Genomic DNA, 12,145 nt, shown 5'->3' on the forward strand with positions numbered 1-12,145 from the left:
TATTCACAGCCAGGCGAGATTTTCGGGAGTACTCCCTCCGTGCTGCGGTTGGTGGCGGGTTGTGTCTGAAGGCTGTGCACAGCATTTTTTCGCATCCGCCGCACAGTTTTCCTTCGGGACGCCAATATTGCTGTTTCGTACGAGAAATCAGAGCACGGCATGGCCATTGACGAGTTGAAGGCGTTGAGGATCATGGGGAAACATCGGAGGTTGTCCGCGCTTGTGTCTGCGGCGCTTGTGTGCGGCTCACTGGGCACCGCTGCGGCAGGTGGGGCCGTTTTTCACGGCTACTGGATCGGCGGGAAGATCGAACAGACCTACCATCGTCTCGGCGGGTGGGCCAGGTTCGGGGATGCCACCACCCCGGAGAGTGTCTCCGCGTGGAACGGACGGTTCCAGGTCTTCGCGCGCGGTTCCTCCATCTATTGGCACCCTAACGTCGATGGCGGCACCGCTCATCAGGTCAGACACAGGGCTCAAAGGCCTGCCTGAGGCTGTGGAAGCGACCTGGCCGAACTCGATGGTACAAACCTGCATCGTGCACCTGATCCGGGCCGCCAACAGGTGGGTGTCCTACTAGGACCGCAAATCTGTATCCAGCGCACTGCGCAAGGTCTACACCGCACCGAATCAGGACGCCGCTTGCGCCGCACTCGATGCCTTCGAAGCCTCGGAACTGGGGCGGAAGTACCCCCAGTCGGTGAAAGTCTGGCGCGACGCATGGGAGAGATTTATACCGTTTCTGCAGTTCCCGCCTGCAGCTCGCCGGGTGCTCTACACCACCAATGCCATCGAGTCGCTTAACGCTGAGCTGCGGAAAGCGACCCGCAACCGCGGCCAATTCCCCACGGATGCTGCGGCGTTGAAGACGCTGTGGTTGATGGTCTGCAACATCGAAGACAAACGCGCCGCCCAACGCGCGAAAAAAGCGAAGCGGGCAATCGACCGCAACGGCTATATTGAAGGCGCAAAAACCTCAGGGTGGAAACAAGCCATCAACCAACTATCCGTGGCCTACCCAGACCGGTCCGCCAACTACTTGTAAACCAAGCCCCCGCACACAAACAAACGGACCCTCTCTCCGTTGTGGATGTTCGTGTCGTTATCTACACCACTACCGGAGGCTTCCCCCATCCGCCCACACCGTTCACAACCTCCCAGGGAAGTACACCTAACCCACGACCCGCCGAAACACTCACACCAAGCGCGACATCGACTTCATCCTGGCCCGCGCCCTCAAAAAAGCACGCGCTCTCGCGGCCGCCGTCGAACGAGGCGAGCTCGCAGTGCGCTTCCGTCCGCGCAGCCGCATCCCCGGCCCCAACACCTACAAACGCATGAGCGCCGGCGAACTCGCCGCAGCAGCCCTCGGCGGAGCAGCACTCTACGCCTAGTCAGAACAGGAACAGCGATTCTTCACAAACGAGCTCGAGTCACGTGGCTTCGACGAATCACTCGCAAGCTGGCACGACAACGACCACGAGCTCCCAGAAGAAGCCCAGGAGTACCAACTGGAGCGCTTCGAGCGCATCAGCGACTCCCTCACAGTACTCACCAGCACGGGGCTTGCAACGCTCGCAGCCGCAATCGACGACGTCATCTTCGGCGGCGACAGCCGCGTCGACGGAGCACTCCCCCCAGCAGAAGTCATCGAATACATGCAACTCACCGGCGCCAACCCAGACGCCATCGCCGCCTACGAGCAAGGCGTCGGAACCTCCACAACATCCCCCACCCACGCCCTTACCGCACAAGGCCCGCTGGAACCAGCAGCCACCACAGAACTAGAGCACACCCCCGAACTCTCAGACGGGCTATCCCTGTAAGCAATGGTTGGCTTCGATGTACGCCATGCCGAGCGCCTTGGTACGCGTGCTGCACCGATACGGCCCCGTCTTACTGTTAGCTGCGAGCGGAACCCTCGGTAGCCAGTGGAAGAAATGTCGCGCACAAGAGCGAGATAGGTGTTATCGTAGTATTTGTTGGAAAAACTCCGATAGGTCGTCTCTCGTTGGTCCACAAGGAAGGCAAGCACATGGGTATCTTGAGTAAATGCGTAGCGGCGGCTGCGCTTTCCATATCAGCAATCAACACGGTCGCAATGTCTGCGGCGCTCGCGCAGGAAGCACCATCTCCTGAAATGAAGCAGACAATCCAGTCGGTAAACGAAAAGCAGGGCGCGGACAGGTCTGCTGTCGTGCCAGTAAATCCTGCTGGGGGAATCACAACCTTCTCAGCAGATGGGGTGACTGCTGCACCAGGTGGAAATGGTGCATATGTCGCCATCAATGTTAGGGGAGAAGGATTGCACGTTGATACTGCTTTTGTAAACTACTTCCCTGGCACTGACATTGCCGGTAGTAATGCGTCTGCGCAGGCTTTCGAACTCGCCTGGTATGAGGGCGGACAGCGTAAGTCTGACGTTCGGGGAACCGACTCGGGGTTCTTGGTTGCTTCACAGCAGTGGGATTTCAATCGCGATATCGATGCTGGTCCCATGTGTGGTCGAGTCCAGATTGATGGGCAGTGGACCAACTACGCATGCGTAGAAATTAATTAGTAGACGAAGAAAAGGGGCGATAAAGTAGCCTACCGCCCCTTTTCTTCGTCTACTATTCTTCGATGGAGTGCGACTGCTTTTTCCCCCGATCGATTATCGCCTCAAGAGCTTCCAGAACTTTCGAGGCAAAAATAACAAGAAACGCAATGATGGCTATGGGGATTATTAAAACGGCGATTATGAGGATGATCTCTACTGCGCCCATGTTTCACTCCTAGATGCGTCGATGGTTAGTCTGAGGATGTCATCTGCTCACATTATCTATGATGGTACGTTTTTCTGCAACCCCAAGAGGTTCCTCGTGCCTCCCTTTCATGTAGCGAAGGACGATCGCTGGTGAGCCACCGCAACAACTATACGTCCTCTGTATATGGCGGATCTGCCATTCTGACGTGATACCTACAGCTCGTGCTCGCGGGAGTGCTGGGCAGTGGTCTCTTCCTGGGCCGGTATGCCGGAGGATGGTTTGCCCCAGCAGAAGGAAACGAGACCGCCGCAAGATCACACCCCGACCCCAGCCCCGAGCCGGGCCCTGACAACCAGCCCCCAAACATCACCAAATTCGAATCCAGATACGCCACTACCCACGACTTGACCGAGGAAAGAAAACACAACCGCAGCCACTTAAAGCCACACGGCCCTAATTTTCAGCCCACACCAAATATCTAAAGACGGAAATGAACTGCCGGCCTACCGGGGAGTTCTTGGGGGAACCTCGTACTCGAGCAAATTTCCGGGTGCGTATGAATAGAGGCCAGGTTCGAATTATCCCATTTCGAAACCTAAGTAAATAAACTGGGCAGCACTGAAAGCGTTATCTGTAACCGGCACGCTTGATTTCATTTTCGCAGCCGGCCCACACCGCAATCCGGAGAGCTACCCCCAGCTGTCCTTGAACTCCACGAACTGCCAGATTCCGCGGGAAACGCCGTCGAGGCCGTAGAGGACTTCGTCGCGGAATTGGGCGTCGGAAAGCTCGAGCCCGTCGAGGATGCGGTACTCGCAGTGCAGGATCACGCGCATCGCACCCTCGTAGGTTTGTTCCGTGATGAATGCGACCGGGCCGTTGTTGCCGTTGTTGTGCTCGATGACCCAATCGGACGTGGAGCGGGAGGCGGGCGCGTAGTTTTCGCCCTCCCCCGCCAGGAAGAACGTCCCGAGCGCCAGGTGATTGTGCGCCTGGGCCATCACGATCTGCAGCCCGTTGACCTCGACTAGATGGCCGCCGGTGGTCATCGGGTCCACCCGCAGACCGGCCTGACGGCAGACCTCGATGGCCCGCTCCAGCGTCACCGCGCCCACCGCCGGCGCCGGCTGCTCAGTGCGCTTCTTTCCGAACAATCCCATCGTCACACCTGCGCATTCTGCGCGATGCCGCGCTGCTCGAACTCGTCCAGGACCATGAACGCCGTCTGGAAGTAGGCATCCAGCAGCACGCACAGCTGGTATTCACTGAGGCCGTGCGCCGCGAAGAAGTGCTCGCGCACGTCGATCGTCGGCGTCTCCTCCACCACGATCGGGGTGACCTTCCCCGTCGGGATCTGGCGGTTGAGCGTGTTGATCAACTCGAGCACGTCCTCCTGCCGCTCGGGCGCGACCGCCCCCGTCCAGACCGTATGCACGGTGAGGAAGTTCTCGTCCAGGAAGAACTGGGCCACCGCGTTGGGAAACGCCGCTCCCAGCACCCCGTCCTCGTCGGGGCCAGCCGCAACGCCCAGCTTGGACAGCGCCTTCAACAAATGCTCTTCGGTGAGCCGCGGAAACTCCATCGATGCCCTTCCCTGAGTTCTCGGCGTTCAGCTTCCTCGCGCACTGTTTTTGCAGCGCGCGCTAACCAGAAAGCGTAGCCGGACCGGCGGCCCCTTGCGGCCCCATCCGGGGAACACGTACGTTTCGGGGTGAAAGCATCTCACCCCGTGACCACCCAAGGAGTTTCCCATGGAAAACCTGCTGAGCCGTTGTGCCGCCGCCGCCGTGGCGGCCGTCGCCGCCCTCGGGGGCGTTGCTGCGGTGCCGCACGCTCACGCCGAGGCCCCCCGTCCTGTCCTCCGCCCCCACTGAGCAGTGGCAGCGCGACGCGCTGGCCGCGCTGCTCATTCTCACGATGCCCAGCTCGCTCGCCTCGAGCTTCCTCGCCCCGCAGTGCTCACTGCTGGACACACGGGGCTGCTGACACTTTAGCGGCTAGCTGAGCCCCGGCCCACGGCCGAGCACCAGCGCCACCGGGCCTTGCTGGATCGAACACGCCTCGTTGGAGGAGCAGCTGCCGCAGCCCCCGGCGGCGCAGGAGGAGTTCAGACCCTCGCGGCGCAGCTGGCCCATCGCCTCAAGGCGCTCGATGACAGCGTCGACGGTGGAGCGGGTCAGGCCGGTGCGCTGCGCAATGTCGGCGCGGCCCGTGGCGCCGGCGCGGATCTCAGCCATCACGGCGGACACGGGGCCCATCTACAGCACCACCTTCAGGATCTGGAACGTGGCCACCGCCAACACCCAGGCGGTGCTGAGCTGCACCGCCACGCCGAACAGGGTCCACTTCATGCCGATCTCGCGGCGCTGCGCGCCGAGGGTGGCCACGCACGGGGTGTAGGCGAGCAGGAAAACCATAAACGCCCACACCGCGGCGATGGCGTTGCCGCCGGAGGCCTCGTCGAAGTCCTCGCGGATTCTCTGCGCCAGCGCCGAGGAGCCCTGCTCCTGCGCCGACAGCGCCGACGGGTCCTCCAACGAATAGGTCTGCGCCCAGCTGGCGATCACCGCCTCCTTGGCCACAAACCCGGTCACGAGCGGGCCGGTGAGCGACCACGAGCCGAAGCCGGCGGGCTCGAACACGGGCGCCATCGCGCCGGAGACCGTGCCGTAGACAGAGTCCTCGGGGGCGACCTCCCCGAAGCTCTCGCCCGGATGCGCCGGGGTGGACTGCAGAGCCCACACCACGACCACGGTGGCCACGATGATCTTGCCTGCCGTTTCCAGGAAACCGCGCAGACGCGTCCACATCACCGTCAGCGCGATGCGCGGCACCGGCCACTGGTAGCTAGGAAGGTCGATGACCAGCGGGTCAGACCCCATCGTGCGCCACAGAAGCCCGCGCATGAGCAGGCCCGCCGCGACCACCAGAAGGATGGAGATCACGTACATGGCAAAGACCACGGAGCCGGCGTTCTGGGGGAAGAACGTGGCGGCCAGCATGACGTACACCGTCAGACGCGCCGAACACGAGGTAAACGGCACGAGCAGCGCCGTCATGCGGCGCTGGCGCGGGTCTCCCAGCACGCGGGTGGCCGAGATCGCCGGCACGTTGCAGCCGAAGCCCACGATGAGCGGGATGAAGGCCTTGCCGGGCAGGCCGATCGCGCGCATGAGCCTGTCCGCCACCACGGCGGCGCGGGCCATGTAGCCAGAGTCCTCGAGCACCGCCAGGCACAAGAACATCAGGCCCATAAGCGGCACGAAGGTGAGCACCATGCCCACGCCGGCGATGAGTCCGTCGACGACTAGGCCCTGCAGCCAGGCGACGTCGGGAAGCAATGCCTCGGCGGCCGCGGCCACGGGTCCGGCGAAGAACGCGTCCAGGGCCGACTGCAGCGGCGCGGCGGCGGTGATGGTGACCTGGAAGACGCACCACATGGCAAGGAGGAACACCGCTGGCCCGGCGACGGGGTGGAGGATGACTCGGTCGACCTTCTCCGTCAGCGTCGCGCGCGGTTCGTTGCGCACCGTCGCCGCGGCGACGGCGTTGTCCACCCAGGTGAAGCGGGCGTCGGCACGCTCGAGCTCGTCGGCGCCGCTGACCGGGCGGACCGTGTGGGCGGGCAGCACCAGCTGCTCCTCCACAACCTCCCGCAGACCCGCGAGCGTCCGCTTGCGCGGATCTACCGCGACCACCGGCAGGCCGAGCTCACGCGCCAACGCAGCCGCGTCGATCTCGAGACCCTGGGATGCCGCGACGTCGGTCTTCGTCAGCACCACCACAACCCGGTAGGGGTGCTCGGCCACCTGCGCGGCAAGGTAGAGCCCGCGCGCGATGTTCGCCGTGTCCACCGCCACAAGCACCAGGTCAGGACGCTCCTCGACGGGACGCTCGAGCAGCAGCTCGCGAGTCAGTTCCTCGTCCGGGCTCACCGGGTCAAGCGAGTAGGCGCCGGGGAAATCGATCACCGCGTACTCGCGTCCGGCGCGCCACAGGCCGCGCGCCACCTCGACGGAGGTGCCGGGCCAGTTACCCATCTTCACGTGCGCGCCTGTCAGCGCGTTGAACAACGTGGACTTACCGGCGTTTGGCGCGCCGATGAGCGCGATGATCGGGGCGCTCGGCGGGGCCTCCACGACGCCCGCGTCCTCGCAGCGGCAGGACGGGGCCGCAGAAAAAGTGTTCTGAGACATCGCGTGGCCTACCGGGCGACCGCGATGCTGCGCAGGGCCGTCGCGCCGAGCGCGTAACGGGAGGCGCCCACCCGCACGACGCGGCCGCCGCCAGCAGTCTTCTGCACGACGGTCGCCTGCGCGCCGGGGCGCAGACCCAGCTCGCGCAGGCGGCGCGACGCCGACGCGGGTGCGGTGTGCGCGCCGATGACGGCCTGGGCGCCGACGGGGACGTCGATAAGCGATGTGCCTGCGCGAGACGGCGCGCGGAAGGTGCTGATCAAGCTCATAGGTGAAGAATAGACCTCGCGACTTGAGGTGAGCAATACCTAACGTGGATTTTCTCCACGCATCTGTTGCGAAATTGGCGGCACGTAGGATCGGCCGCATGACCTACAGCACCCAACAACCCTTCGACCCCGCGCAGGGACCAACGGCGGGCAACATAACGCTACGGGTCCTTTCAGAGATTCCGTCGACGTCAGCACAGTTGAAATAACCCGCGACATCGTGAAGGCCCCCCGCGCACGCGCCGCCGTAACAATTGATTACTGCACGGCATCCTCAGCCCATTTATAGAGACGCCCGCTGCCTGCAACGAATGCGTAGAGAAGAATCGGATAGAGCAAGGAAGCTGTTAGGACCACGTGTTTAGTAACGGTGTGGTGAGTATCGAGTAACGCCCGGGTGAGTATCGAGTAACACCCGGGCGTTTTGGGGTTTCGGTGGGGTTATTAGGCCAGTCGCATGTTGGTGCCTTCGAGTGTGATGATTTCGGCGCCGGCGACGAGTCGGTTGAGGATGGATTCGGCGATGACGGCATCCGGGATGGATTTGTACCACTCGTCGGGTGTGAACTGGGATGTCACGATGGTGGATCCGCGGGGTTCGCGCTCTGCGAGGATGTTGAGCAGTTGGTGTGCGGTAGCGGCATCGATTGGGGTGGTCAGGAAGTCGTCGAGGACTAACACGTCTGTGTGGTGGAGGTCTTCGAGGAATGTGATGCGGGCTGGGTCGTCGTGTTTGAGCACGGCGAGGTGGTTGGAGAGTGTGTCGGTGCGCAAGAAGCGTGCGGAGTAGTCGTTTCGGCACGCCGCGGTGAGCAGTGCTTGGGCGAGGTAGGTCTTGCCGACGGAGGATTTGCCCAGGATGACAATGTTTTGTGCGCTTTGGCACCATCGGCAGTAAGCGAGTCGGGTGATTTGCTCTTTGTTGATGGTGCGGCCGGGCGTGTAAGTGATGTCTTCGATACAAGCATCGGGATTTGGCGATCGGGATGCTTTGAGCAGTTTGTTGACTCGCCTCTCACGCTTGGCCGCTACCTTTTTGTCGAGTGCGTAGAGCACTTTGTCGGAGAAGCTCCAGTCGTCGAATGCGGGATCGGCGGCGATGTCGATGACGCTTTGTCCGAAGGCGGTCATGCGCAGGTCGGTAAAGACCGGCAGGACTGATTCGTCGAGGAAGCGGGCAGATGCTGATGCTGGTTGTGGGTGGGGCATGGGTTATGCAGATCCCTTCTTGGTGAGGTTGTCGAGGCTGAACTGGGCAGCACCACCGAGGTAGGCGCCGCGTGTGTCACGCGCTGTCGGCGCAGGTACGTCTTGGGTGGGTCTGCTTGTTGGCAGATCGGTTGAAAGGTCAGTGCCTGTAGGCCGTGTGGAGGTGTCTTTGCGCACGGCGGACATCATGTTTTTCACCGCGGTATACGACACAGCACGCCTGGCGCCGTCGGTGGACACCAACCGTCTGCAGGCTTCTTCGAGGATTGGCTTGTTGGTGTGTTTGCCCATGTTGAGCACGTTGCGGCACGCTTGGTACGCCTGGGCAGGGATCGCTTTGGCTTCGATGAGCTCGGCAATCACCTGGCGGGTGGCCGGCCCGATTTTGGCGGCTTCGCGCAGGAAGTACTCGCTTGTCCACAACCCACGGGTCTCACCCATGTTCGCCGGGATGTGGTCGGTGTCGGTGACATACACCCCGCGGGCACGTGCGAGTTGGTGGGTGGCCACACGCTGCCCGGCGTCGAAGACGGCGAGACTGTCACCGGTGATACGCACATCCACGGTGCGGCCCACCAGCTGGTGCGGCACCGAGTAATGCACGTTGTGCACTCTGATGTGGAAATTGGGCGCGACTTTGGCGCGTTTCCATTCGGTACGCTGCCACGGTGTTTCAGGCAGCGCGGTGAGCACGTCGCATTCGAACTGATCAAACAATGCGCGCCTGCTCGTCGCATTGCCGCGAAACGGTTCGGCAGCGTTGATCCCATCGACCAGGACGATAATTTTTGCGTTGAGCTCGTCTATTCCGGCGCACTGATGACCATCGAGTGCGTGGATAACGTTCTGGGTGACAATCTTGACTGCAGCTTCAACGCTGGCCTTATCCTTGGGACGTTTCGCCCGAGCCGGCAACGCGGCGGTGTTGTAGTGCTCCAAAAACTCCTCGTAGGTGGAGTTGACCCGGCGATTCCTGTCCGCGACACTAATCGCATTCGAAGCCGTCGAGGCATTATCCGGCACGATGACCTCGGCAACCCCGCCGAAGTACTCGAACGCGCGGATATGGGCTGCAAGCCACGCGTCCTGGCGCTCATTAGCGCACGCGCAGGCGAACACCATGCCCGAATACGGCAGCGAGGCGACAAAGATGCTGACCTTCGAGCCTTGTCCGCCGGTGGGGTCAAACAACCGCATCTTCGTGCCTGCCCAGTCCACCTGCATCGTATGGCCCGGGGCATGGGTGATCCTGGCGCTCAGCCCGGCTGCATCAACGTGTTGAGCCACAAGTTGACGAAACCGCTCGTAGCTGTAGTACCGCTGGCCTGTGCCCCCAGGCTGTGCGGTGTAGCGGCCCCACAGCACCTGCAAGGTCACCTTGTTGCGCCCGGTGCGCGCTTTGGCGACAGCGTCGAAATCGATCGGGACGAAATCCCCCTGAGCATGGCTGCGCCCGTCGACGAACCAGCCCGCCAGCTCATGATCCGCAACCCCACGAAGTTGCTCACGGGTTGTGATGTTGTGTTCCACCAGCGAATCGCGAGCCTTTTGCACGGTGGTGTGCGAGCACCGCGAACTCGAACAGATTTGGCGGACAGACCAGCCTTTCAACACTTGATCCATTACCGCCCGGTAGTCAGTCACAATCAGACTCCTCTGGTAACGCCGCGTGCCTTGAAGTCACGCGGTCACCAGAATCCTCCCCCGAACTGTTACTGGATACTCACCAATGCGTTACTCGATACTCACCACGGTGTTACTAGATACGACCGCGCAACAAGGAAGCCGCAGAAAGTCCCCCCTGCCAAGACCCGATGACACCGGGGATGTACGCCGCAAACAGTGGAGCAAAGGAACTGGGCAGAAGTCGCCTGGGCTTCGTGCGGGAATACCTGGGAGCAAAATAGAGGAGGGCTCCAAACACAATTACGGCTGCGAAGATGCCCCAACAATATCCAGCTGCAGACCGTGCATTGGCAATGCACGAATAAGCCAAGCCCAACGCGGGCACCGTCAGCGCGGCCAGCCACGAGAGATTGAGGCCCTTTTCCCGCCGAGTGAGCCCGGCAGAGTGAAGATGCGCTCCAGAGATCGGCATCAGCTAAGCACATCCCTCCGTGTAGTGTTCCGGAGTCACTCCCAGCGATGGAGGAGTAACGCTGCCCGTAGCGCCAACTTTGAGCGCGAGACATTTATCCTGCGCCACCGCCGCTGTTGCCCAGACGGTCACGTTAACACTATTGTCTGCCCACCACGCCCCTAACACCTCGCCGAACGGGGGCGGAACCAGAACCCAGAAAGGTGAAATTGCTGCCCCCGCTGCCGATGCGGCAGCCATTCGCCGAGTTTCTTCCTTGCTGAAGTAAATATGACCGCTGACAATCCCCCAATTTTGAACTAGCCCCCGAAAGTTGGACTGGTTTAATTCTAGGCGGTTAGGGTTTCCAGGGTCTGATTCCGGTATTGCATCGGGGTCAGGCCCTTGAGTCGTTGTTGGAGTCGTTGCGTGTTGTACCACTGGATGTACTCGTCGAGCGCGGCGGTGAATTGCTCAATGGTGTCGAAGACTTCTCCGTGGAACATTTCGGTTTTCAGGTGGCCGAAGAAGTTCTCCATGACTGCGTTGTCGTAGCAATTGCCTTTGCGTGACATTGACTGGACTCCATGGTGCTGGCTAATCAGGGTGCGCCAGGATGAGTGCTGGTACTGGAATCCTTGATCGGTGTGGATCATCCAGCCCGGCTCTGGAGCACACGCTTCGATCGCCTGCGCCAACGAGGCCGAGGTCAACGCTGTGGTTGGCGATGTGGCCACTGTGTGGGCGACGATTGCGCGGTCGAACAGGTCCATCACCGGTGAGAGATACACCTTGCGGCCGGCGACCTTGAACTCGGTGACGTCGCTGACGAAAACAGAGTTGGGCTTATCCGGGGTGAAGTTGCGCTCGAGTGTGTTCTCGGCGATGTGACTGGTTGTGCCTGTGTAGGAGATGTAGGGCCTGCGCTGGCGGATCTTGGCCTTCAAGCCCATCTCACGCATGAGCTTTAAGACAAGTTTGTGGTTAACTATCCAGCCCTGGTTACGAAGGTCGAGCAGTACCCGCCGGTAGCCGTAGCGGTGTTTGTTGCGCTCGAAACTGTCCCGGATCGCCTGTTTGAGCTCGGCATGTTTATCCGGTGCGGTGAGTCGTTTCTGGTGGTAGAAGAATGTCGAGCGTGCCATGCCGGCCGCATCCAGGAGGTACTCCAAGCGGTGGTGTGACTTGAGGATGACGATCGCCTGGGCTTTTAGGCGTGTCCCTGGTTCCTCAAGTCCCGCAATTTTTTTAAGTAGGCGATTTCCGCTTCCAGCCGTTCAACCTGGCAGCGAAGCTTTTCTTCCTCAGAAAGCACCTTCGGTTTGCCTGAACCTTTCGGCCTGCCCTTCGGCTTCGGGCGCAGAGCCTCGTCGCCGCCTTTGCGCCACTTAATCACCCAGTCCTTGACGAGTTGATCGGATGAAAGATTGAACTCTCGGGCAAGATCCATCTTCGACTCACCGGCCAGATGACGTTCCACAACCTCCTTCTTCGTCTCGAAGGAGTAGCGCTGCTTGTTCGGTTTCTCCACGAGACATAGCCTGCCACGCAGTTGGAAACGGCGATAGAGGCAGCGCGCTGCATCCCTCGAGACACCGACAACACGAGAAGCGGCGTGGGAACCCATTCCCTGCTCAAAAAGGTCGA

The 12,145-nt window shown here is 61.3% G+C and carries 11 protein-coding genes and 2 pseudogenes; 4 read left to right on the top strand and 9 right to left on the bottom strand.

Annotated elements, in window-relative coordinates:
- Positions 1 to 192: 192 nt before the first annotated feature.
- From BLT81_RS09085 to BLT81_RS12700, 3 genes and pseudogenes are all read left to right on the top strand, one after another.
- Complete coding sequence (locus tag BLT81_RS09085) at positions 193 to 492, top strand: hypothetical protein (RefSeq protein WP_155860822.1); 300 nt, start codon at positions 193 to 195, stop codon at positions 490 to 492.
- Positions 473 to 1,045 (top strand): annotated as a pseudogene (locus BLT81_RS09090) (IS256 family transposase); the annotation flags it as partial. The gene BLT81_RS09085 and the pseudogene BLT81_RS09090, both read left to right, overlap by 20 nt.
- A gap of 990 nt (positions 1,046 to 2,035) precedes the next feature.
- A complete protein-coding gene (locus tag BLT81_RS12700) occupies positions 2,036 to 2,560 on the top strand; it encodes a hypothetical protein (protein ID WP_155860812.1) in 525 nt (174 codons plus the stop codon).
- A 52-nt stretch (positions 2,561 to 2,612) separates the two neighbouring features.
- Here the strand turns inward: BLT81_RS12700 and BLT81_RS12705 are convergent, their stop codons facing one another.
- From BLT81_RS12705 to BLT81_RS09105, 3 genes are all read right to left on the bottom strand, one after another.
- Positions 2,613 to 2,765 (bottom strand): hypothetical protein, encoded by a 153-nt coding sequence (locus tag BLT81_RS12705; protein ID WP_019193890.1) that lies wholly within the window; start codon positions 2,763 to 2,765, stop codon positions 2,613 to 2,615.
- Positions 2,766 to 3,436: 671 nt separating this feature from the next.
- On the bottom strand, positions 3,437 to 3,913 hold the full coding sequence (locus BLT81_RS09100; RefSeq protein ID WP_155860811.1) for a hypothetical protein: 477 nt from the start codon (positions 3,911 to 3,913) through the stop codon (positions 3,437 to 3,439).
- Positions 3,910 to 4,329, bottom strand: a complete 420-nt coding sequence (locus BLT81_RS09105) for a YbjN domain-containing protein (protein ID WP_019193888.1) — start codon at positions 4,327 to 4,329, stop codon at positions 3,910 to 3,912. The genes BLT81_RS09100 and BLT81_RS09105 overlap by 4 nt, the downstream gene beginning before the upstream one ends.
- Positions 4,330 to 4,498: 169 nt before the next feature.
- Between BLT81_RS09105 and BLT81_RS13215 the strand changes: the two genes are divergently transcribed.
- A complete protein-coding gene (locus tag BLT81_RS13215; RefSeq protein WP_269208315.1) occupies positions 4,499 to 4,621 on the top strand; it encodes a hypothetical protein in 123 nt (40 codons plus the stop codon).
- Positions 4,622 to 4,744: 123 nt separating this feature from the next.
- Here BLT81_RS13215 and BLT81_RS09115 read toward each other — a convergent pair whose 3' ends face one another.
- From BLT81_RS09115 to BLT81_RS09145, 6 genes and pseudogenes are all read right to left on the bottom strand, one after another.
- On the bottom strand, positions 4,745 to 5,005 hold the full coding sequence (locus BLT81_RS09115) for a MarR family winged helix-turn-helix transcriptional regulator (protein WP_019193886.1): 261 nt from the start codon (positions 5,003 to 5,005) through the stop codon (positions 4,745 to 4,747).
- The gene (gene feoB, locus BLT81_RS09120; protein WP_019193885.1) at positions 5,006 to 6,943 is read right to left on the bottom strand and encodes a ferrous iron transport protein B; all 1,938 of its coding nucleotides are present in this window, start codon (positions 6,941 to 6,943) and stop codon (positions 5,006 to 5,008) included.
- Positions 6,944 to 6,951: 8 nt separating this feature from the next.
- Complete coding sequence (locus BLT81_RS09125) at positions 6,952 to 7,212, bottom strand: FeoA family protein (protein ID WP_019193884.1); 261 nt, start codon at positions 7,210 to 7,212, stop codon at positions 6,952 to 6,954.
- A 444-nt stretch (positions 7,213 to 7,656) separates the two neighbouring features.
- A complete protein-coding gene (locus BLT81_RS09130) occupies positions 7,657 to 8,421 on the bottom strand; it encodes an ATP-binding protein (RefSeq protein ID WP_040421036.1) in 765 nt (254 codons plus the stop codon).
- Between the two features lie 3 nt (positions 8,422 to 8,424).
- The gene (gene istA / locus BLT81_RS09135; protein ID WP_083337265.1) at positions 8,425 to 10,065 is read right to left on the bottom strand and encodes an IS21 family transposase; all 1,641 of its coding nucleotides are present in this window, start codon (positions 10,063 to 10,065) and stop codon (positions 8,425 to 8,427) included.
- 783 nt (positions 10,066 to 10,848) lie between these two features.
- Positions 10,849 to 12,136 (bottom strand): annotated as a pseudogene (locus BLT81_RS09145) (IS3 family transposase).
- Between the last annotated feature and the right edge of the window lie 9 nt (positions 12,137 to 12,145).

The organism is Corynebacterium timonense, from assembly GCF_900105305.1.
GTDB classification, from domain to species: domain Bacteria; phylum Actinomycetota; class Actinomycetes; order Mycobacteriales; family Mycobacteriaceae; genus Corynebacterium; species Corynebacterium timonense.

Excerpts from the sequence above, each read along its gene's own strand:
- BLT81_RS09085 (WP_155860822.1), top strand. The coding sequence starts at position 193 with ATGGGGAAACATCGGAGGTTGTCCGCGCTTGTGTCTGCGGCGCTTGTG.
- BLT81_RS12700 (WP_155860812.1), top strand. The coding sequence starts at position 2,036 with ATGGGTATCTTGAGTAAATGCGTAGCGGCGGCTGCGCTTTCCATATCA.
- BLT81_RS12705 (WP_019193890.1), bottom strand. The coding sequence starts at position 2,765 with ATGGGCGCAGTAGAGATCATCCTCATAATCGCCGTTTTAATAATCCCC.
- BLT81_RS09105 (WP_019193888.1), bottom strand. The coding sequence starts at position 4,329 with ATGGAGTTTCCGCGGCTCACCGAAGAGCATTTGTTGAAGGCGCTGTCC.
- BLT81_RS13215 (WP_269208315.1), top strand. The coding sequence starts at position 4,499 with ATGGAAAACCTGCTGAGCCGTTGTGCCGCCGCCGCCGTGGCGGCCGTC.
- BLT81_RS09115 (WP_019193886.1), bottom strand. The coding sequence starts at position 5,005 with ATGGGCCCCGTGTCCGCCGTGATGGCTGAGATCCGCGCCGGCGCCACG.
- feoB (WP_019193885.1), bottom strand. The coding sequence starts at position 6,943 with ATGTCTCAGAACACTTTTTCTGCGGCCCCGTCCTGCCGCTGCGAGGAC.
- BLT81_RS09125 (WP_019193884.1), bottom strand. The coding sequence starts at position 7,212 with ATGAGCTTGATCAGCACCTTCCGCGCGCCGTCTCGCGCAGGCACATCG.
- BLT81_RS09130 (WP_040421036.1), bottom strand. The coding sequence starts at position 8,421 with ATGCCCCACCCACAACCAGCATCAGCATCTGCCCGCTTCCTCGACGAA.